This window comes from Amycolatopsis sp. Hca4 (genome assembly GCF_013364075.1).
GTDB lineage: Bacteria > Actinomycetota > Actinomycetes > Mycobacteriales > Pseudonocardiaceae > Amycolatopsis.
Genome location: NZ_CP054925.1, coordinates 9,326,657 through 9,346,912, shown reverse-complemented (window position 1 = coordinate 9,346,912; position 20,256 = coordinate 9,326,657). Strand labels below are relative to the sequence as shown.

At 71.8% G+C, this 20,256-nt stretch carries 20 protein-coding genes and 1 riboswitch; of the genes, 9 read left to right on the top strand and 11 right to left on the bottom strand.

The window, feature by feature from the left end:
- Positions 1–57 precede the first annotated feature (57 nt).
- Positions 58–516: a MarR family winged helix-turn-helix transcriptional regulator gene (locus HUT10_RS42635; protein WP_176176389.1), complete on the top strand. Its 459-nt coding sequence runs from the start codon at positions 58–60 to the stop codon at positions 514–516.
- Entirely contained in the window at positions 503–937 is a 435-nt protein-coding gene (locus HUT10_RS42630; RefSeq protein ID WP_176176388.1) for an OsmC family peroxiredoxin, read from the top strand. Before HUT10_RS42635 ends, HUT10_RS42630 begins: the two co-directional genes overlap by 14 nt.
- Positions 938–993: 56 nt before the next feature.
- Here the strand turns inward: HUT10_RS42630 and HUT10_RS42625 are convergent, their stop codons facing one another.
- Both HUT10_RS42625 and metE read right to left on the bottom strand, forming a co-directional pair.
- Entirely contained in the window at positions 994–1,488 is a 495-nt protein-coding gene (locus tag HUT10_RS42625; RefSeq protein WP_254897263.1) for an acyl-CoA thioesterase, read from the bottom strand.
- Positions 1,485–3,713, bottom strand: a complete 2,229-nt coding sequence (gene metE / locus HUT10_RS42620; RefSeq protein WP_176176387.1) for a 5-methyltetrahydropteroyltriglutamate--homocysteine S-methyltransferase — start codon at positions 3,711–3,713, stop codon at positions 1,485–1,487. Before metE ends, HUT10_RS42625 begins: the two co-directional genes overlap by 4 nt.
- 98 nt (positions 3,714–3,811) lie before the next feature.
- Positions 3,812–4,022: riboswitch (cobalamin riboswitch) on the bottom strand.
- Positions 4,023–4,903: 881 nt separating this feature from the next.
- Here metE and HUT10_RS42615 point away from each other — a divergent pair.
- Entirely contained in the window at positions 4,904–5,800 is an 897-nt protein-coding gene (locus tag HUT10_RS42615; RefSeq protein WP_176176386.1) for a LacI family DNA-binding transcriptional regulator, read from the top strand.
- 165 nt (positions 5,801–5,965) lie between these two features.
- Entirely contained in the window at positions 5,966–9,241 is a 3,276-nt protein-coding gene (locus HUT10_RS42610; RefSeq protein ID WP_176176385.1) for a S8 family serine peptidase, read from the top strand.
- On the opposite strand, the gene HUT10_RS42605 is transcribed toward HUT10_RS42610, so the two are convergent.
- From HUT10_RS42605 to HUT10_RS42575, 7 genes are all read right to left on the bottom strand, one after another.
- Positions 9,216–9,779: a hypothetical protein gene (locus tag HUT10_RS42605; RefSeq protein ID WP_176176384.1), complete on the bottom strand. Its 564-nt coding sequence runs from the start codon at positions 9,777–9,779 to the stop codon at positions 9,216–9,218. The genes HUT10_RS42610 and HUT10_RS42605 overlap by 26 nt on opposite strands.
- 18 nt (positions 9,780–9,797) lie before the next feature.
- Complete coding sequence (locus HUT10_RS42600; RefSeq protein WP_176176383.1) at positions 9,798–9,971, bottom strand: hypothetical protein; 174 nt, start codon at positions 9,969–9,971, stop codon at positions 9,798–9,800.
- Positions 9,968–10,534 (bottom strand): hypothetical protein, encoded by a 567-nt coding sequence (locus HUT10_RS42595; protein WP_176176382.1) that lies wholly within the window; start codon positions 10,532–10,534, stop codon positions 9,968–9,970. Before HUT10_RS42595 ends, HUT10_RS42600 begins: the two co-directional genes overlap by 4 nt.
- A complete protein-coding gene (locus HUT10_RS42590) occupies positions 10,500–11,015 on the bottom strand; it encodes a hypothetical protein (RefSeq protein WP_176176381.1) in 516 nt (171 codons plus the stop codon). The genes HUT10_RS42595 and HUT10_RS42590 overlap by 35 nt, the downstream gene beginning before the upstream one ends.
- On the bottom strand, positions 11,012–11,689 hold the full coding sequence (locus tag HUT10_RS42585) for a hypothetical protein (RefSeq protein ID WP_176176380.1): 678 nt from the start codon (positions 11,687–11,689) through the stop codon (positions 11,012–11,014). Before HUT10_RS42585 ends, HUT10_RS42590 begins: the two co-directional genes overlap by 4 nt.
- 223 nt (positions 11,690–11,912) lie before the next feature.
- Entirely contained in the window at positions 11,913–12,365 is a 453-nt protein-coding gene (locus HUT10_RS42580; protein ID WP_176176379.1) for a hypothetical protein, read from the bottom strand.
- Between the two features lie 146 nt (positions 12,366–12,511).
- Positions 12,512–12,868: a hypothetical protein gene (locus HUT10_RS42575; RefSeq protein WP_254897262.1), complete on the bottom strand. Its 357-nt coding sequence runs from the start codon at positions 12,866–12,868 to the stop codon at positions 12,512–12,514.
- A 50-nt stretch (positions 12,869–12,918) separates the two neighbouring features.
- On the opposite strand from HUT10_RS42575, the gene HUT10_RS42570 reads away from it, so the two are divergent.
- From HUT10_RS42570 to HUT10_RS42550, 5 genes are all read left to right on the top strand, one after another.
- Entirely contained in the window at positions 12,919–14,334 is a 1,416-nt protein-coding gene (locus HUT10_RS42570) for a M1 family metallopeptidase (RefSeq protein ID WP_254897261.1), read from the top strand.
- 80 nt (positions 14,335–14,414) lie between these two features.
- Entirely contained in the window at positions 14,415–14,945 is a 531-nt protein-coding gene (locus HUT10_RS42565) for a hypothetical protein (protein WP_176176378.1), read from the top strand.
- 6 nt (positions 14,946–14,951) lie between these two features.
- A complete protein-coding gene (locus tag HUT10_RS42560) occupies positions 14,952–15,995 on the top strand; it encodes a hypothetical protein (protein ID WP_176176377.1) in 1,044 nt (347 codons plus the stop codon).
- A 168-nt stretch (positions 15,996–16,163) separates the two neighbouring features.
- Positions 16,164–17,279 carry a M48 family metalloprotease gene (locus HUT10_RS42555; RefSeq protein WP_176176376.1) on the top strand — a complete coding sequence of 372 codons (1,116 nt, stop codon included), beginning with the start codon at positions 16,164–16,166 and terminating at the stop codon, positions 17,277–17,279.
- Positions 17,280–17,598: 319 nt separating this feature from the next.
- Positions 17,599–18,609 (top strand): hypothetical protein, encoded by a 1,011-nt coding sequence (locus tag HUT10_RS42550; RefSeq protein ID WP_176176375.1) that lies wholly within the window; start codon positions 17,599–17,601, stop codon positions 18,607–18,609.
- Here the strand turns inward: HUT10_RS42550 and HUT10_RS42545 are convergent.
- Both HUT10_RS42545 and HUT10_RS42540 read right to left on the bottom strand, forming a co-directional pair.
- A complete protein-coding gene (locus HUT10_RS42545) occupies positions 18,574–19,293 on the bottom strand; it encodes a hypothetical protein (protein WP_176176374.1) in 720 nt (239 codons plus the stop codon). The two genes, HUT10_RS42550 and HUT10_RS42545, sit on opposite strands and share 36 nt — an antisense overlap.
- Before the next feature lie 45 nt (positions 19,294–19,338).
- Positions 19,339–20,181, bottom strand: a complete 843-nt coding sequence (locus HUT10_RS42540) for a hypothetical protein (protein ID WP_176176373.1) — start codon at positions 20,179–20,181, stop codon at positions 19,339–19,341.
- Between the last annotated feature and the right edge of the window lie 75 nt (positions 20,182–20,256).

Sequence of the window (20,256 nt, the reverse complement as noted above, 5' to 3'; positions counted from 1 at the left end):
GGGTCCGACACTTCCGATACCTTGCGCACGATGTAATCGTGGACTAGGTTTACGGACGTGTCCGACGAGTTCCTCCTTGACGAGCAAACCTGCTTCGCGCTGTACGCAGCGTCGCGGGCCGTGACGGACGCGTACCGTCCGCTGCTCGGCGAGCTGGACCTCACCTACCCGCAGTACCTGGTGCTGCTGGTGCTCTGGGAGTCCGACGCCCGGCCGGTCAAGGAGATCGGCGAGGCGCTGCACCTGGACTACGGCACGCTTTCCCCGCTGCTGAAGCGCCTGGAGGCCAACGGGCTGGTGACGCGGGCACGGCTGCCCGCGGACGAACGCACGGTGGTGGTCAGCCTGACCGAGAAGGGCCGGGCCACGCGCACCCGCGCGGCCGGCGTCCCCTCGGCGATCGGCTGCGCGCTGGGCCTCGACGACGCTTCCCGGCGCGAACTGATGGCAACCCTGCGGCGGCTGACGGCGTCGGCCACCGCCTACACCCATGGAGGCCCTGATGCCCAGCCGTGACGCGACCACCCACTGGGTCGGCGGACTGAACAACGGGAAGGGCGAGGTCACGCTGGACTCGTCCAACGCGGGCACGTTCAGCGTGTCGTTCCCCACCCGCGCGGGCAACCCGGACGGCCAGACGAGCCCCGAGGAACTCATCGCGGCGGCGCACTCGTCCTGCCTGGCGATGAACCTGTCGGGCGTGCTGGAGTCCCAAAAGCTCACGGCGGACTCGATCGACGTGAGCGCAGAGGTGACACTCGGCCCGGCCAAGGGCGGCGGCTTCGAGATCAGCGGCATCGCGATCACGCTGCGCGCGTCGATCCCGGGCGTGACGGCGGAGCAGTTCGCGGAGTACGCGGAGACGGCGGAGAAGACCTGCCCGGTGTCGAAGGCGCTCGCGGGCACGACGATCACCATGGACGCGGCCCTCGCCTGAGGATTCCGTTGCACGGCTGGTGTGCGGGGACCGGTAGCCCCCGCACACCAGCCGGTTCACGCGACCGTTCGTGACGCCGTGATCGCAGCCCGGCGAGCGAGCCTGTGGTTCCGGCGGATACCCGCCTCGGCGTACCGGCGGCGGTCCTCCTCACTCTCCGGCAGCACCGGGGGTACCGGCCTCGGCCGTCCCCCTTCGTCCACTGCCACCAGCACCAGGTAGGCCGATGCCACGTGGACCGGCGGCACCGACCGGTCCCAGCGGTCCGCCGTCGCGCGGACGCCGATCTCCATCGATGTCGAGCCCGCCCAGTTGACCTGGGCGTGCAGGTGCAGCACGTCGCCCACGCGGAGCGGTACGCGGAACACCATCTCGTCCACCGACGCCGTCACCGACGCTCCCTCGGAATGCCGGGCCGAGACGACTCCGGCCAGCGAATCGACCAGCTTCATCAGCACCCCGCCGTGCACCGTGCCCATCAGGTTCGTGTCGTGGTCGTCCATGATCTGCGACAGCGTCAGCCGGGACGCCGACGTCGGCTTGCCCCTCACGCGAGCTCCGCCCGGACCTCGCGCACGGCCGCGATCAGGTTCCGCAGCGCTGCCTCGACCTCCCGGTAGCCGCGGGTCTTCAGCCCGCAGTCCGGGTTGACCCACACCCGCCCGGCCGGCACCGCGCCGATCGCGGTGCGCACCAGCGTGCCGATCTCGGCCGCGTCCGGGACGCGCGGCGAATGGATGTCGTACACGCCCGGCCCGATGCCGCGGCCGAACTCCGCCAGCTCGGTGAGCACCGCCATCTTCGAACGGGCCGCTTCCAAACTGGTCACGTCGGCGTCCAGCGCGTCGATCGCCGGCAGGATCTCGCCGAACTCCGAATAGCACAGGTGGGTGTGGATCTGGGTGGCCGCGGCCGCCCCCGACGTCGCCAGCCGGAACGCCGACACCGCCCAGCGCAGGTACTCCTCGTGGCCGGACCGGCGCAGCGGCAGCAGCTCCCGCAGCGCGGGCTCGTCGACCTGGATGATCCGGATACCCGCCGCTTCGAGGTCGCGGACCTCGTCGCGGACGGCGAGCGCGACCTGGCGCGCGGTCTCGGCCAGTGGCCGGTCGTCGCGGACGAACGACCACGCGAGGATCGTCACCGGCCCGGTCAGCATGCCCTTGACCGGCTTGGCCGTCAGGCTCTGCGCGTACCGGGCCCAGCGCACCGTCATCGGCGCCGGGCGGGAGACGTCGCCGAAGAGGATCGGCGGGCGGACGCAGCGGGAGCCGTAGGACTGCACCCAGCCGTGCCCGGTCGCGGCGAACCCGGTCAGCCGCTCGGCGAAGTACTGCACCATGTCGTTGCGCTCGGGTTCGCCGTGCACGAGCACGTCGAGCCCGAGATCCTCCTGCAGCCGCACCACGCGTTCGACCTCGGCGCGCATCGCCGTCTCGTACGCGGCGTCGTCGAGCTTCCCCGCTTTGTGCGCGGCGCGCGCCTTCCGGACGTCGGTGGTCTGCGGGAACGAGCCGATCGTGGTGGTCGGCAGGGGCGGCAGCCCGAGCACGGCCCGCTGGGCTGCCGCGCGCTCGGCGTACGGCGGGCGGGCCGTCTCCTCCGGCGCTTCGGAACGCTCGCGGACACCGGCCGCCGCCCGGTCCGCGACCGCTTGCCGTGCCGGGGAAAGGTCGACGTCCTCGCCGCGCAGCGCCCGGCCGAGCAGCACCACCTCGTCGACCTTCTGCCGGGCGAAGGCGAGCCAGCCCCGCACCCGCGGCGGCAGCCCGTGTTCGCGCTCGACGTCGTACGGGACGTGCAGCAGCGAGCACGACGTCGCCACGCTGACGGACTTCGCCACGCCGAGCAGGGTGGCGGCCCGGCCGAGGGCGCGGTTCGGGTCGGTGCGCCAGACGTTGCGGCCGTCGACGACCCCGGCCAGTACCTCCTTGTCCCGCAGGGCCGGTTCCGCCGCCACGGCGTCCACAAAGGACTCGTCACTGACCAGGTCGACGGCGAGCGCTTCGATCGGCGCGCGGGCCAGCACGCCGAGCGCGCGCCCGAGGTGGCCGTAGGAGCCGGTGACCAGCAGCTTCGGCCGCGCGGTCTCCTTGCCGAGCCAGTGGTAGGCGCGGATCAGCGCGTTCAGCTCGGCTTCGGTGCGGTCGGCGGCGAACGCGGGCTCGTCGAGCTGCACCCAGCCGGCGCCGGCCTCGCGCAGCCGGCGCAGCAGGTCGGCGTACCGCGGCAGCAGCGTGTCGAGCAGCTCCAGCGGCCGGAAGCCCGGGGCCGTGGACTTGGCCAGCAGCAGGAACGTCACCGGCCCGAGGAGCACGGGCCTGGTCTCGATGCCCAGCGCCTTCGCTTCGAGGTACTCGTCGAGCGGCTTGGTCCCGGCCAGGGTGAACGTCGTGTCCGGGCCGAGTTCCGGGACGAGGTAGTGGTAGTTCGTGTCGAACCACTTGGTCAGCTCCAGCGCCGGGGCGTCCTGGCCACCGCGCGCGGCGGCGAAGTAGGCGTCCAGTGGCGGCAGCCCGCCGAACCGGCCGGGCAGAGCGCCGAACAGATCGGCGGTGTCCAGCACGTGGTCGTAGTGCGAGAACGTGTTGGAGGGTACGGAGTCCAGCCCGGCCGCCGCCAGCGTGCGCCAGGTACGTTCCCGCAGGTCACGGCCGGTGCGCAGCAGCGTGGCCTGGTCGATTTCGCGGGCCCAGAAGCGTTCCAGGGCGCGCTTGAGTTCCCGGTCCGGGCCGATCCGGGGGTAGCCCAGCACCGTCGTGCCGATGTCGGTCACAGCTCTCTCCTCGCGAGCTCGTTCCACCCGAGTCCGAGCACGCGAAGGAGCCGCGTTTCGGTCGTGCCCATCCCGCGAGGCCCGGACTCACGCACGCCGTCGGCGCGCGTACCACGGGCAGGTCTTCGGACTCGTGGGCGCCGAGCTCAGGTCTACCGGCCGTCGCTTCCCGGGCGTACCCAGTGCTTGACCACTTCCGTGGTGACGGCTTTCGTTCCCACACACCGCTGCGGGGCAGTCCCGGATTCGCACCGGGTTCCCTGTTGCCTCACCCACGCGCATCGCCGCACCCGGGTGAACCAGTGGCACCCCCACCCTAGCGCGCGACACCGCAGTCGTGGTTTCGATCAGCGGTGTCCGCCACAGGTCCCCCGCGCCCGGCAACGCAACGCGCGCTTGCAACCAAAGAGCGAGGTGGTCATCCCGTCGCCTGAGGCCGTCAAATCACTTTGAGCCGGGCCCGCAACCGAGAGCGCGAGGTGGGGTCACTACGCAAGCTTGCGGGCCCGGCTCAAAGTGATAGGCCTCAATCAGGCGACGGGATGACCACCTCGCGACCCAACTCCTCGACGTGAGGTGGCAGCGTTAGCCGTGGTCATCCCGGAGCCTGCCTGTCCGGCGAGGACGATCTTGAGAGCCACGGCAGACCTCTTGCGCGGCTTCTGCTTCTGCCGCGGCAGAGCTCTGCCGCGGCAGGGCGGGTCCGACCTCCCCCGCCCCTCCGTTCGGATTTTCAGCCGCCGGACGGGTTTGTCAAGGCGGGAAAGCGTGCCTTGACAAACCCGCCCGCCGGCTGAAGGGACAGCAGGGATGAGGGGCGGGGGAGGTCTGGTGAGGTGCATGGTCGCCTTGCGTTACCGGCTGCCGGTTCGCATCGGCCGTTCGGCCGCCGGTACACGCCGTCCGTCTGGTCGGTGCCCCCCCACCGCGGTGGCGATCTTGGCGACGGTCCCGCTCGAGGCTGGAAGGCCCAGCGCGTCCCGATCACCGCGTTCGGGACCGAAGAAATCGACACGTGACCACCATTATCGTCCCCCAATCGATTCGATCTTCGCGCTACCCGGTGAATGCATTCGGGCCCGGCCCGTTGCTGCTTGCACATCCGAGATGAGTGTTCTACTTTCGAAAGTCGTCGACGCGGTTCGACGAATCGTGACGGGTCGCCGTCTCCTGGGGGCAGGGAAAACACGATGCGCAAGCGCGGTCACCACCGGCAGACCGGGGCCCGGCTCGAAGCCGCTCCCCGGACGAATGTCCTGGCCCTGGTCGTGCCGCTGCGTGCCGGCCCGCACGACGTCGTCGTGCGGGAGTTCGTGGCCGCCGCGATTTCCGCGGCCGGCGCCCGGGACCACGCCCTGCTGCTGGTCACCGCCGAAGACGGACCCGCCGCGCTGCGCCGGGCGGTGTCGTCGTCGGTTGCCGACGGTGTCGTGCTGATGGACGTCGAGGCGGCCGATCCGCGGGTGCCGGTGCTGCTCGGGCTGGGGCGGCCGGCGCTGCTGATCGGCGTGCCGGACCGGCCGCGCGGGCTCGCCTGCCTCGACCTCGACTTCGCCGCGGCCGGCGCGGCGTGCTTCGGCCACCTCGCCGGGCTCGGCCACGAGCACGCCGCCCTGATCGGCTCGCCGCCCGCGGCCTACCGGCGCGGCAGCAGTTCCGCGACCCGGCTCGCCAGGGGCTTCACGGCCGAAGCGGCCCGCCGCGGGCTCCGCTCCACCACGCTGGCCTGGGGAAACACCCACCGGAAAACCCTGCGCGGCCTCGACGCGCTCTTCACCAGGCAACCGGACGTCACCGCCATCGTGGTGCACAACGAAACCGCACTGCCCGCGGTGCTCGCGGGCCTGCACGAGCGCGGGCTGCGGGTGCCCGAGGACATCTCGCTCGTCACGGTCTGCCCGGAAAGCCTGACCGAGCACAGCCTCCTGGAGCTGACCCGCGTGGCGATCCCGGCGCGGGAGCTCGGCGCGCTGGCCGTCGAGACCGTCATCGGGCAGCTCGACGACGGCACCGCGCCCGGCACCCGGCTGCTGGCGCCGAAGCTGACCGTCGGCGCCAGCACCGCGCCGCCGGCGAGCCCCGCCTGAAATACCTCAGCCCATTTCGGGACCACTGCCGGTATTTCGGTGATCAATTGTCGGTTGTTGGTTCACGGAATCGCCGTATTGCCCGCACCACCGGTGCCGGTGTTAACGTGGCCGCGCCGCTGTTCCGCATGCGCGCATTGTGGCCGAGCCGAATCCGGGGGAATCATGCATCGAAGACAGCTGGCGCTGGCGGCCGCGGTGGTGGCGGGTTTCTCGGTGCCCGTTCCGGCCACGGCGGCACCGGCCGCGGCACCGGTCTCCCCCGGCGATCCAGGCCGGTCCGTCACGCTCGTCACCGGCGACCGGGTGCGGGTGCTCCCGGATTCCCGCGGCGGGAGCACGGTCCTCGTCGAACCGGGCCCGGGCCGCGACCGGATCGGGTTCTTCCGCGAGACGCACACCGGAACCGAGCCCGGGGACATCACCGTGGTCCCCGCGGACGCGCTGGCGCTGGTGGCGTCCGGCCGGCTCGATCCCCGGCTGTTCGACGTGTCCGAGCTGCTGCGCCAGCACCTGGCCGATTCCGCGGCGAGCATCCCGCTGATCGTCACCTACTCCGGCGGCTCCCCCGCGGCCGCGCCCCCGGCCACCACGGCCGTCCGCGACCTGCCGAGCGTGCGCGGCGCGGCCCTGCGCCAGGACCGGCGCCGCGGCACGGAGTTCTGGTCGTGGCTCACCGCCGGATCAGCACTGCGGCCCGGGGTGGGCCGGGTGTGGCTGGACGGCCTGGCCACGCCGGCCCTCGACGTCAGCGTCCCGCAGATCGGCGGCCCGGCCGCGTGGCAGGCGGGCTACACCGGCCGCGGCGTCACGGTCGGCCTGCTCGACACCGGCGTCGACGCCGGCCACCCGGACCTCGCGGGCAAGGTGGTGGCGGCCCGGGACTTCACCGGGACCCGGCCGGACGCGGGCGACGACCTCGGCCACGGCACGCACGTCGCCGGCATCATCGCCGGCACCGGAGCCGCCTCCGGCGGCCGGTACCGCGGGGTCGCGCCGGACGCGCGGCTGGTCAGCGGCAAGGTCTGCGTGGCGTACGGCTGCCCGGAATCCGCGGTGATCGCCGGCCTGGAGTGGATCGCACCGCAGGTCCGCGTGGTCAACCTGAGCCTCGGCGGCGCCGCGACCGACGGCACGGACCCGGTGTCGGAGTCGGTGAACGCGCTGACCGCCCGCTACGGCACCCTATTCGTCGCCTCGGCGGGCAACGACCGCTCCCTCGACCTGCCCGAACCGGGACCGGTCGTCGCGCCCGCCGCGGCCGACGCGGCGCTGGCGGTCGGCAGCGTGTCGGCCCAGGACACCACCAGCCCGTTCTCGAACCGGGGCGCACGGCTCGGCGACTACGCGGTCAAGCCCGACATCGCCGCACCGGGCGAGGGCATCGTCTCGGCCCGGGCCGCGGGCACGCGCGACGGCGACACCGCACCGGTGGACGCCCACTACGCCCGGCTTTCCGGGACGTCGATGGCGGCGCCGCACGTCGCCGGCACGGCGGCCCTGCTGCTCCAGCGGCACCCGGACTGGCTCGCCGGCCGGCTCAAGACCACGCTGACGAGCACGGCCCGGCCCACCGCCGGCGTCGACGAGCAGGGTGCAGGCCGGGTGGACGCCGGGCGCGCGGTCACCCAGCAGGTCACCGCCACCACCGGCAGCCTCGGCTACGGCTTCCTCGCCTGGCCCCGCACCCGGCCGGTGACCAAGACCGTCAGCTACCGCAACGACGGCGACGCGGCCGTCACGCTGGCCCTCGCCACCACCTCACCGCTGTTCACGCCGTCGGCCGCCTCGGTGGTGGTGCCCGCGCACGGCGCCGCCGACGTCGGTGTCACCCTGCAGGCGGGCGGGGCCGCCGCCGGACTGCTCGGCGGCCGGTTGACCGCCACGGCGCCCGGCATCGCGGTGCAGACCGCGCTCGGGGCGTTCCTGGAGGCGGAAAGCTACGACGTGTCCGTACGCCTGATCGGCCGCGACGGGCGGTTCACCGCGGGCGTCGCGACGCTCGTCGACACCGCGACCGGCGCCGCGTTCGGCGTGCGGCCGTTCGGCGCCGACGGTACGGCCAGGGTGCGGGTGCCCAAGGGCCGCTACGACCTCAACGCGCTCGACGTGTCCGGCGATCCCACCGGCCAGACCCGGCCGGCCGCCGTGACGCTGTTGTCTCGGCCGGGCCAGCCGGTGACCGGCGACGTCTCGGTCACGCTGGACGCGCGCACCGGCCGTCCGCTGCGCGCGGTGGTCGATCGCCCGGACACCCGGCTGCAGGGCGGCGAACTCGGCCTGGTGTCGGGCAATCCGGGCGGTACCCGCACGAACACGCTGGCCTGGATCATCCAGCCGGGCACCGAGCTGTACGCGGCCGGCTCGGACCGCGTGGTCACCGACCACACCTACGCGCTGTACTTCCGCGCGACGCTGGGGGCCGGCGCCGACGTCTACCAGCTGGCCCTGCTCGAACGCGGCCGCGTGCCTGCCGACCCGGTCTTCCGGGTACGCGACCGGGACCTCGCGGTGGTCGACGCCCGCTACCACACGCAGGGCAGACCGGCGGAGAGCCTGCGGCTGGACGACGTCACCTTCGGGTTCCCGGGCGCCGACAGCGGGACGTACCAGGTCGCGCCGCAGGCGCTGCCGAGCCGGCGCACCGAGTACTACACGACCGGGGTGAGCTGGCAGCACCTGCTGGCGGTGTACCCGGATCCGCTGACCGACGCGGAAAGCAGCTACTCGTACCGGACCTACCGGGCGGGGCCGCAGCACTCCGGCTGGAACCGCGCCCCGGTCGGGCCGGCGTTCGGCGCGCCGCAGGACGGTTGGGGTGTCCTGCGCGCCGGGAACCAGCTGGCGTACGCGATCCCGCTGGTCTCGGGCAGTGACCCGCAGCAGTACACCACGCCGCCGGGCGGCCTCACCGGCACGGCGACGCTGTCGCGGGACGGCGTCGTGCTGGCCACCGCGGAGAGCCCGGCCATCGGGGCGCTGGCGATCCCGGACGGCGCCGGCACCTACACCCTGCGGTCCGTGGCCACGCGCAGCGTGCCGTGGTCGGTGGTGGGGACGGCGGTGGACGTGGCGTGGACGTTCCGCGACCCCGGCCTGGCGGCGCCGGCGAAACCGTTGCCGCTGCTGGTGGTCCGGGCCGAGGGCGCGGTCGACGACCAGAGCCGCGCGCCGGCGGGCAAGCCGTTCGTGCTCGCGCTGACCGCCCAGCGGCAGCCGGGGGCGGGCGAGCTCCGGCTGGCGGACCTGCGCGTCGAAACGTCCATTGACGACGGTGCGAAGTGGACGGTCGTGCCCACTGCCCGCATCGGCAACGGCGGCCTCGCCGTGGTGCACAACCCGCCGGGCGACGGGTTCGTGTCGCTGCGGATCACGGCCCGTGACGCGGAAGGCAACGCGGTCAGCCAGACGGTGCTCAGGGCGTACCAGACAGCGCCGTGACGGCGATCGCGGCGAGCGGGCCGGCGAAGGCGGTCCCGGTCAGGACCCTCAGTGTCCGGCCGTGGGCCAGCCATTCGCCGTCCCAGCCGCGTTCGGCGTCGTAGCGCAGGTTCGCCGTGGTCATCAGCGCCCGGCCCAGCCCGAACCCCGCGCCCGCGGCCAGCGCCGCAGGCAGCGGAGCGGTCAGGGCCACGGCGATCGCGGCGACGTACGGCAGGCCGCTGGGCAGGTAGGTGCGGGCGCCCGTGCCCATTTCGAACCCGAACTGCAGCGGGCCGAGGTGCCGGCCGAGCCGGAACACCGTGTCCGGCACCAGCCGCCGGTTCTCCGGCAGCCGGAACGACCACACCCCGGCGTCCCGCAGCAGCACCGCACCCAGCGCCGCGGCCACGACGGCCCAGCACGCGGCCGCCGGGAGCGGGGCGCGCAGCAGCGAACCGGCCACGAGCAGGACGAGCGCGGTGAGCGCGCCGCCGGAAACCAGGCCGGCGCCGAACGCCAGGGTCGGGGTGCCTCGCCAGACCGGCGAGCTCAGCACGGAGGCCGAGTTCCGGCTTCAGGTGGAGCCGCTGGTGGCGAACCCGGCCGCCGCGCACAGGACGAGCCACGCACCCGGCAGCAGCGCACCCGGCGCGACCACGAGCGCGAGCATCGCCGCGACCGCGGCGAGGACGAGCCCGGCGGCGATCGTCAGCGGGTGCCACCGGCGCCGGGAAACCCCGGGTGTCACAGGGCGGCGCGGCAGATCGTCAGGTACGTCTGGCCGGTCGAGCCGCCGCCCCAGAAGGTGGAGAAGCCGTCGGAGCAGCGGTAGACGCGCTGGTCCGGCGTCGTCCACCGCCACGCGTTCTTGCCGACGAACTGGCCGCACGTGTTGGCCACCGGCTGGTGGTCGACCTGGATGCCGCCCTCGTTCCAGGTGCCGTACTTGTGCCAGCCCGCTTCGCAGTAGGTGCTCCCCCGCCAGAACCCGCCGAAGCAGGCGGCGTAGGTGCTGGTGTACGCGCCGCTGGTGTCGCCCAGTTCGGCGTAGCCGGTGGGGTAGGCGTCGCGGCAGTCGTTGCGGTCGAAGCCCGGCATGCCGTACGGGCTGAACTCGGCGCCGGCCTTGCGCAGCCGGGACAGGCCGGACCAGTCGAGCGCGGTCGCGCCGAGGGTCAGCGCGCCGAGCGTGACCGCGCGCAGGAACGTCCGGCGCGTGCCGCGGACCTTCAGCTTGCGGCCCGCGCGGGTGGGCGCGGCGCCCGGGTCCGGCCGGTCAACGTCGGGAATGTGCGCCAGCTCCAGCGTCACCGCTGCCCTCTCCTTCCATCGGTTCGGCCCAGCCGGCCAGCGCAGTGTCCACTTCGGACACGCGGGACGGCAGCAGCATCCGGCGGACGCGGCCGGTTTCGTCGGCCAGCATCAGCACCGGCGGCGAAAGGTGGGAAACCGAGCGCCACGCTTCGCCGTCGCTGACCACCGGCAGGCCGTGGGCCAGTTCCGCCCACGCCGTCAGGGGTTCGTGGGTCAGCAGGGTCGCGTCCGCGCCGAGCCCGGCGAGCCGCTCGGCCACGGTGAGGCACAGCGGGCACCCCGAATCGACCGCGGCGACGACCCGGCCGGCGAACTGCGGGCCGAGGACCAGATCGGGCGGCGCGGCGCTGAACCCGTCCGTGCCGCCGGTGACCATCCCGCGCAGCAGCCGGACTTCGCGCAGGACGGCCGCCAGCCCGAAGAACAGCAGGACGATCGCCGCCCAGGTGATCAGGGTGATCGCGAGCGACGGGGTCATCGGCGGTCCCAGGCGATCTCGATCCCGTCGAGCCAGTCGAGCCGGTCCCGCGCGGTCCGGGCCGCCGAGTCCGCGAGGTGGACCTCGGCCGCGCCCGCCGGGCAGCCGAGGACGAACGACCGCGCGGCGGATCTCCAGACCTCGCCGTGTTTCGTGCGCGCACCGGCGTGCCGCGGAACCAGGGCGGCGGCCTGCCGCGGCGCGGGGATCGACAGCGAACCGTGGTCCTTCACCACGACGACGAGGTGCTCGTTCATCGGATCCAGCAGCGTCTCCGCGCGGGGGACGACGGTCATGCCGTCGGCGTGGTCTTCGATCCGCAGCGAGCCGAACAGGGCGAGCACGCGCTCGCGGTGGGGCGCCGGACCGGCGTAGACGGTCATCAGTTCGTGGTAGGCACCGAGCAGGGTGGCCACGGAGGACTGCCGATCCCGCGCCTCGGCGACGACGACTTCCCGGCCGTGCACGAGAAGCCGCTCCCGCGTGTCGGCCGGAGCGACGTACGTGCACGCGAAATCGTGGTAGCCACGCGGCCCGATCTGGAACCCGGTGCCGTAGGAACCCCCGACGAACCGGACCCCGGCGACGACGTGCGAAACCGGAGCGGCGGCAGGCAACCCGACGGTGACCCGATCCCCGCTCGGCGCGACCAATCGCAGCCGTTGTGCAGCCATGAGACCCTCCGATTCCCCGGAAGGGAGCCTAACCGACGGATTCGACGGCGGCCACGATCATTTTCCGGAGTGCGGGGAATTGCTCCGATCGGGGGCGGTATTTTTGGCGCTGAATACCGTGAGTCGATGTCGTTTGGGCCACCGGAATGGCGGTTGCTGCGGCGATCCGGTACTCGGAAAATCGGGCGGAGTTGGCCGGAAAATCACCGCCGGGTTCCGGCGATCAGAGGCTGATCCAGCAGAAGAGGGGCTCATCGGCTTCCCGGGCCCGCCGCGCGAGGTCGACGACGGACTCGACGAAGACCTGCGCGTCCGCGACGTCGACGTTGCCGCCGAGTTCTTCGATCCGCGCCCATTCCCGGGCGACCCGGGGCAGGTCTCCGGCTCCGGCCAGCACATCGCGGGCGGAAGTGTTCAGTTCGGAGACCCACGGACCGTCGTACTCGGGATCCTGCTCGACACCGACCGGCCACACGAGACGGTCGTCCACGAGGTCCGCGCTCCACGGCACCTGCCGGACGGCCGCGACCATCATGGCGAGCACGACGCTGGGATCGACGCCTTTCGCTTCGATCCCGTCGAAGACGGCGCCGACGGGAGTGGCTCCACCACCGGCGTCCAACGCCTGTCGCACGGCATCGGCGTCGGGGGCACGGAAGTAGTCGAACAGCGGCATGCGCAGATCATCGCAGAGCCGACGCGGACGGGTGATCCCGCGACCCCTCGCCGAGCGACTGCGGAAATCCGTGGCCCCACCTCGCGGGCCGGGGCACCCATGCCCCGCACCGACGAGGCCGCCGCGCTGGCCGAGCTGATCCCGCGTTACGTCTCGAAGTCCGCCGAGTCCGCCGCCATGCGCGCGGCGATGTCGCGGGCCTGCGGGGAGTCCGCCGGTACCCCCGCCCGAGCCTCCAGGTAGAGCTCGCGCTGCCGCTCGGCGCGGGCCGGCATCTCCGGTGTCGTCGGCAGTTTGCCCTGTTCGGTCCCGAATGCCCGGTGGAAGAAGTTCCTCGGTTCGGCGCGGAACCGGTCGTCCTGCACGATTTCGGCGAGTTCGATCCAGGCCTCGGCGATGCGCAGCACCGCGCGACGGGCGTGGAACTGCCGCAGCCGGCGCCGGTTGAGCGTCGAGGCCGGCAGGACCGGACTTCGCAGCCGTCGCAAGGAGGGTTGATCCACGTGGCGGATCCGACCTAGTCTTCAGCGTCGATGCCTGCCGAGGAGGACACATGCGAGGCGCCAACCCGAGCCGTGGCCGTTTGCTGGCCGTCTCCGTTGTCCTGTCCGCCGGTCTGCTGGCCGCGACGGGCCCGGCCGCGGAGGCGGCACCGCGGTTCTCGCCCGGTGCGCCCGGCGCCGGCGATCCGTACTTTCCCGACATGGGCAACGGCGGCTACGACGTCGGCCACTACGACATCCGGCTCGCCTACCGACCCGCGACCCAGGCGATCGACGCCACCACGACGATCCTCGCCACGGCCACCCAGGACCTCTCCCGCTTCGACCTGGACTTCCAGGGCCCGCTGACGATCAGCAGGCTCACCGTGAACGGCCTCAACGCCACCTACACCCGCAGCGGCGCCCAGGAGCTGGTGATCACGCCGCCGTACGGCCTGCGCAAGGGCAGCCCGTTCGTCGTCTCGGTGAGCTACGCCGGCGTTCCGCAGAAGATCGACGACCCCGCGCTGGGCCTTTCCGGCTGGGTCACCACCAAGGACGGCGCGGTCGCGCTCAACCAGCCGATCGGCGCGGCGACCTACTACCCGGTGAACGACACCCCGGACGACAAGGCGACCTACACCCAGACCATCACCGTGCCGGCCGGGCTCACCGTCCTGGCCAACGGCGAGCCGGGACCCACGACGACCCGCGACCACCAGACGACCTTCCGCTGGTCCATGAACCGGCCGATGGCCAGCGAGCTCAGCATGCTCGCGATCGGCAACTACGACGTGACCCACGGCACCGCGGCCGGCGGCCTGCCGAACATCACCGCGATCGGCAAGTCGATCGACACGAAACCCGGACAGGGCAAGGTGTTCAACCAGACCACCGCCCAGGTCATCCAGTGGGAATCGTCGGTGTACGGGCCGTACCCGTTCGACTCGACCGGCGGCATCATCGCCGACGTCGGTGTCCACTACGCCCTCGAAACGCAGAGCCGTCCGGTCTACGACCAGCGCACCAGCGACGTCGACGGCGACCTGCTCGCCCACGAGCTCGGCCACCAGTGGTTCGGCGACAGCCTCACCCCGGTGCGCTGGTCGGACATCTGGCTCAACGAAGGCTTCGCGACCTATTCGGAATGGCTCTACCAGGAGAAGTTCAACGGCATCCCGGTGCAGCAGACCTTCGCCGACACCTACGCCGGCGAAGAGGACTGGAGCGGCAAGGTCGCCGACCCCGGGCGTGACCACATCTTCGACGACCTGGTCTACAACCGCGGCGCGATGACGTTGCAGGCGCTGCGCCTGAAGATCGGCGACCGCGCCTTCTTCCGGGTGCTCACGCAGTGGCCGTCGACCCACCGGTACGGCAACGTCTCGACGCAGGAGTTCATCCGGTTCGTCGAGCAGCAGACCGGCCGCGACCTCGGCTCGTTCTTCCGCACCTGGCTCTACCAGCCCGGCAAGCCGACGCTCTGACACAGATCCGCAAGCAACTGTAACGCCTGCCCGCGCGCCCTCGATCTATTACACATTCCCATACTGCCCACGGCGCAAGGTTGATCCAGTTGAGCAGAGAAATGGTCTCCGTCGAGAATGGCCGCATCGTCTTCGGGCAGGCTGTTTCGCAACTCGCCGAATCGCTGAATCCGCTGGGTGCGGCGGCCAAGGCCGTGGCCGAAGTGTCCGCCTGCATCACCGAGATGGGCAGGCTGAAGGTCGAAAGCAAGCGGATCGACGCGGACAGCGGGGAACGGCTGACCGCCCTCGCCGACCGCCGGGCCGCGGTCGGCGCCGCGTTGCAGGAAATGCGCAACAGCGGCGCTCTGGCCGGCGTCAGCGCTCGCGGCCTGCTGGAGTGCATCGCGAAGGAACAACAGCACCTCGTCCAGGCGAAATCGTTCGACCAGCAGCAACTGCACGCGAATCTGGTCGAGGTGCTGGGCAAGCTGCTGGTGTCCGAAACCGCCTCGGGCCGGACGGGGCTGGGTGACCACATCGACAAGGTGCTCAACGGCTCCGGGGCGCCGGACCTCGGCCGCGCGCGCAACCGGAGACCACAAGGGACCGGCAAGGGCCGGCGGAAGTAGGCCGCCGTGGCCCGGCGGAACTCCGGCTGCGGATTCTGGCTCTTCGCGTGGACGTTCGGGCTCCCGCTCGTGGCCGGCGCGATCGCGGCCGCGTTGCTGGCGCTCACCGCTCCGGCCGTCGTGCCGTTCCTGATCGCCTCGGACCCGGCGCAGTTCGCCGAACACGGAACGGCTTGGTGGGGCTTCCTCGCCGCGGCCCCGTTCGTGGCGCTGCTCCTGGTCGCCCGTGCGCGCCCGAAAAGTCTCCGGAGGAGACGCTCGTCCACCCCACGCCGGCAGTGGGCGACGATCCGCGGGCTCCTGCCCCGCGCCGGCATCCTCCTGCTCGTCGTGAACGTCACCGCGCTGGTGCTGCTGCTGAACGGCAACGTCGCCCACGGCCCGCACGCCGCCCGGCAGACCGCGATCCTCTTCGGCGGCAGCGGCGCCGCCGGCCTGGCCGCGCTGATCGCGTTCCGGGTACTGGCCCGGTGGTTCCCGTCCGGGGCGCGCGTCAAGCCGGTCACCCTCGCGGCGGTGCAGGAGGCCACGGCCGAAGCCGAGAAGACGCTGCAGAAGGTCCGGGCGAACAACCAGCGCGTGAGCCGGCTGGCCGCGGCGGTCGAACAGCAGCTGCAGGCCACCAGGCTGACCCTGGATTTCGCGGGACTGTGCGAACTGCACTACGAATCCCGTGGCTGCGCCGACAACGCGTACCAGTACTACGACATGAGCCGGGACGTGGCGCGCGGCCTGTCCGGCATCGTCGTCCGCGCCCGTGCGACCGCGACGATGCGGGTGCGCTCGGAGATCAACCCGGCCACCGGACGCCGCGAGCGCCCGAACCGGGCGGCGATGACCGCGGCGGCCACGAGCCTGGCGCAAACCCGGTCGAAGATCGGCGACGAGGTGAGCAAGGGCCTGACGATGGTCAAGAGCCTGAACGCGCGGACGGCGGACCTCAAGTTTTCGATCAGGGACGAGTGCGGAACCCGCGGACAGCGGTGGTTCGACGAACTCGAGGCGCGGACCGAAGCCCGCCGTCAGGCGGAAGGCCGGCTTCCGGCATGAAGCTGCCCTAGTACTTTCGGTCGATGTCCGCAGCGCCGGAACCCTTCGAAAGACGTGGGCCATTCCGGGGTTGTTGTCCCGGCGCCGGTTCCGCTGCCAAGCACCGCCCTACTGTGGCGGTGCTTGGTGATCTTGACACGGAATCGAAGAGGGGAAACCACCTTGCCCATGCCGACAGGATTCCTCGGCAAGACACTCGCGGCCGCCGGTACCGCGGCGGCGCTCGTGCTCGCCACGGCCGTTCCGGCCGCCGCGGCCGAACCTTCCGTGGTCGAGCAGGATGTCGCTCAGCTCTACCAGTACGTCGTCGATCTCTACGACGGCCTGCCCGCCGATGCGCTGCGCCACGTCGACCGGCTCATCGAGTCGCCGATCCCGCGGATCGGCCCGCAGACCCAGGCCGACGACGGCCCGATCCCCGGCTGCACCGAGGGTTCGCTGCTGACCTACGCCAACAAGCTCGCGGCCCAGCTGTCCCCGCTCGAAAACAAGGCGCTCGACGCCCTGTCCGGGCTCAGCCAGCTCTACGTCCAGGGCGTCGCGTCCGACAAGACCCCGCAGGTCTTCGGCACCGACGGCCAGTACACCGCGCGCGCCACCACGACGATCGACAAGCTGCGCGGCTTCTGGGACATCGAAAGCTGGAACATCCAGCTCGTCGCCTGGAAGGGCACCGACCTCGGCAGCCAGGCGAAGATGGCGCAGACCTTCAGCCTCGGGCTCGCACCGGCGAAGGTGAAGGCCGCGGCCGCGCTCGCCACCAAGGTGCTCTACGAAATCCCGGCGCTGCAGGGCGGTCGCAACCCGCTGATCACCCTGAACGCGTTCGCCGCCCCGGCCGGCAGCCTCGGCGGCAAGCGCGTCGCGCTCGGTGACGGCCTGCTCGACACCGTCGACGTCCTCGGGTTCGACGACGTCTCGGTGGAGTCCGTGCTCGGGCACGAGTACGGCCACCAGGTCGACTTCGCCCACGAGAACCACCCGCGCAACGAGTCGTCCGAGATGGGCCCCGACGCCTACGGCGGCTACTTCGTCGCGCACGCCAAGGGCTTCGCCTGGAACGCCCGTACCCAGCAGGAGGTCACCTACCTGGACGCCTCCATCGGCGACTGCTACCACAGCCACGGCACCCCCGACCAGCGCAAAGCCGCCGGCGCGTGGGGTGAGAAGCAGGCGACGAGCCAGGCGAACCCGAACCGGATCGTCCCGTCCGCCACGATGATCGAGAAGTTCCAGAAGGAGTACCCGAAGCTGATGCCCCCGGTTGCCGCGGCGCGCGGCTGAGTCCCGAGGGCGGGCCGTCTCCTCGCTTCGAGGGGACGGCCCGCCCCTTGCCGGTCACCGGATCGGGTCGGATACTGCTCTGATGGGGCGAGGCGGGCACCGAGCGACGTTGCTGCGCCTTGCGCTCGCGTTGATGACTTCCGAGTCGAACCACATGAGCCGCGGCGGATCGAACGGCAACCGGTACGAGTACCGGTGCCCGAACGGGCACCGGCTGTTCCTGAGCCAGTACGAAGATTCCCCGCCGCGGTGCCGGACGAAGGGCTGCGGCCTGCGAACGGAATACGTCCCGGCATCGGATCGGCCGTAGGGGGCGGGCATGCTCGGCGAACTGGGCCAGCAGATGGTCAAACTCTTCAGTGGCCGGTTCAACCTCACCAACCTGCTGCCGGTGACACTCCTGGCCGCGCTCGTGTCGCTGCTCGTCGCCGCCGGGGCGTACACCGACCACCCGACCGACATCGTTGCTGTGGTGGACCACCTGCGGCCGGTGCAGGCCGGGCTCGTGGTGATCGGCATCGTGCTGGCCGGAGTGCTGTTGCGACCGTTCCAGGTCGCACTGGTCCAGTTCCTGGAGGGTTACTGGCGTACCCGCGCGTTGACCATGCTGCAGGAAGTCGCGACCGAACAGCACCGGCGCCGGCGGCACAGCGCCAAGATCGTCTCCAACGTCCAGATACCGGACCCGGAAGCCGGCGATTTCGAAGCGGTGGTCATGCAGGCGCAGCGAACCTGGCGCCTGCGCCGCGCAGCCGGGCGAGCAAGCCAGGCGCTACAGGGATATCCGAAGGAAGGCCGGCTGATGCCGACGCAGATCGGTAATGTCCTGCGGGTAGGCGAGGACGCCGCCGGAGATCGCTACGGCCTGGAACTCAACGCGATCACCGAACGCTTGTGGCCGTCGTTGTCACCGACGATCAGCGGTTCGATCTCCCGCAACCTCGAGATCATCGACATGATGTGCGCCGTCTGCGTCGCACTGACGGCAGCAACCGCAGTGTCCCTGCCGGTGTTGTGGCATCCGAGCGGCTGGACGTGGGTTCCGTTGTTCACCACACTCACAGCCGCTGTCGCTTACCGGGCCGCACTGCGCGCGGCCACCGGTCACGCCCGATTGCTGGCCGCGGCGGTCGACCTGCACCGGTTCGACATGCTCACCGCGCTGCACCTCCCGCTTCCACCGTCGATCGCCGAGGAAATCCCGTTCAACAAAGCACTGTCGCGCTTCCTCCGCGAAACGGCCGGCACGACGCCACTGGCTTTCCCCGGAATGGTGGTGCCGTACGAGCACCCGTCAGCGACCGCGTCGAACCCCGACGAAACCGCCTAGGCCTTGGAGATTCAGCACCACCCGACGCTCGGCGCTCTTCAACACCTCCAGTTCGCCGTCGTACTGCATGCGCCGGGCCAGTTCCACGCGGCCGGCCTGCACCTGCCAGCCGGCGGGAACGCTGATCACGACCCGGCCGCACCACACCGTGATGTCCACGACGATGCCGTCGCTGCCGGGCGGGTATTCCGCCTCGGACAGGTTGAGGGTGACTTGGCCGCCGAGAACGGCACGCACAACACATTTTTCCGGTGCGTCACCGACAATCCGCAGCTCTTTCCGGCTCAGTAACATGGCAGCGCGTCGGCGGATGATGGCGTCGAGTTCGTGGTGCACGCGGCGGCGGGACAGGGCCAAGGCGAGTCCACCTCCCGTCACCGCGACCGCCGCGGTATCGGTCAGGTTAGCCGGACTCACCCACCCGAACACCAGAGCCGCGGCCAGCAGTCCGCCGGCAGCCAGCGCCAGGAGCGCCACCGGCCCGGCCGCCGTGCCCGCGGGCATCGCCGCGCGCACCACCATCACCACCGCCACCACGCCGAACAGCACCGGCAGCACGACGAGGGCGAGCCGGCCGATGCGGAGGAGCTGGTCCGTGCCACCGACCGCCCACGCCGTCCCCACCACGGCCACCAGCAGCCCGGCCGCCACCCTGGTGCTGCTGAGCACCGGCCCGTTGTCCATGCCCGGTGGGATACCACGGTGCCACGGGCCGGGCGCACCCCGGGGCTACCGGCGCGCGAGCATCCAGGGCATCAGCTTCTCCGACAGGGCGCGGCTGAACGGCCGCACCAGCGCCTGCAGTTCCTCGCAGGCCGGCTCCCCGATCCGGGCGTACGGTGTCACGCTGTTCTCGTCCGTCGCCTTCTCGATCTCCTCGCGGTGGGCCGCTCCCGCCGGGGTGAAGGCCCCGTCGCCGGTGACCCAGTCACGCTCCCGCAGGCCGGCGATCGCCCGGCTCCAGTCCTCTTCGGACCACGCGCGGGACTTGCGCAACGTCTCCGCCGGCACCGCTCCGGACGCCGCGTGGGTGACGAGTGCTTCGATGCCGCTCAGGCCCGCCGTCAGCAACGCCGCGATGTGGGCGTCGCCGCGGTACTCGCGCAGCAGCGTCTGGGCGTGCCACAGCACCAGGTGCGGCTCCTCCGGCCACGGCAGCGCCGCGTGCGCCGCGAACAACGGGCGGCCGACGACGTCGCCGGCGATCGTTTCCGCCGCCTCGCGGGCCAGCGACGCCGCCCGCTGCATCTCCGGCGCGTCGATCGCGTCGCCGAGGGTGGCGCGCAGCGTGCGGTCCGCCGCCGCGTGCCGCGCTTCCAGGACGGCCTCCGGCTCGGTCGCCGACCACGCCGCCCGGATCGAGTCGTGCACCAGGGCCGGATTGAAGTTGTAGAACGTCGCGACGACGACCGGAGCCGGGACCTTGCCCAGCGCCGCCGATCGCGAGGCGAAGTAGCCCGCGCGGCCCGTCAGGCCGAGCTTCTCGTACGCGGCGGTCGCTTCGGGGGCGAAGTAGATCATCCCGTGGTAGGGCTCGAGAATGCGCCACGTCCGGCGCGCCACTTCGATCACGCGGTCAACATACCATCCGGTCGGTACGGTGTGGGGCTCCTGAACCGGGCCCGGCCCGCGCTAGCATCCCGGCGG

Excerpts from the sequence above, each read along its gene's own strand:
- HUT10_RS42630 (WP_176176388.1), top strand. The coding sequence starts at position 503 with ATGCCCAGCCGTGACGCGACCACCCACTGGGTCGGCGGACTGAACAAC.
- HUT10_RS42615 (WP_176176386.1), top strand. The coding sequence starts at position 4,904 with ATGCGCAAGCGCGGTCACCACCGGCAGACCGGGGCCCGGCTCGAAGCC.
- HUT10_RS42610 (WP_176176385.1), top strand. The coding sequence starts at position 5,966 with ATGCATCGAAGACAGCTGGCGCTGGCGGCCGCGGTGGTGGCGGGTTTC.
- HUT10_RS42590 (WP_176176381.1), bottom strand. The coding sequence starts at position 11,015 with ATGACCCCGTCGCTCGCGATCACCCTGATCACCTGGGCGGCGATCGTC.
- HUT10_RS42585 (WP_176176380.1), bottom strand. The coding sequence starts at position 11,689 with ATGGCTGCACAACGGCTGCGATTGGTCGCGCCGAGCGGGGATCGGGTC.
- HUT10_RS42580 (WP_176176379.1), bottom strand. The coding sequence starts at position 12,365 with ATGCCGCTGTTCGACTACTTCCGTGCCCCCGACGCCGATGCCGTGCGA.
- HUT10_RS42570 (WP_254897261.1), top strand. The coding sequence starts at position 12,919 with ATGCGAGGCGCCAACCCGAGCCGTGGCCGTTTGCTGGCCGTCTCCGTT.
- HUT10_RS42555 (WP_176176376.1), top strand. The coding sequence starts at position 16,164 with ATGCCGACAGGATTCCTCGGCAAGACACTCGCGGCCGCCGGTACCGCG.
- HUT10_RS42550 (WP_176176375.1), top strand. The coding sequence starts at position 17,599 with ATGCTCGGCGAACTGGGCCAGCAGATGGTCAAACTCTTCAGTGGCCGG.
- HUT10_RS42545 (WP_176176374.1), bottom strand. The coding sequence starts at position 19,293 with ATGGACAACGGGCCGGTGCTCAGCAGCACCAGGGTGGCGGCCGGGCTG.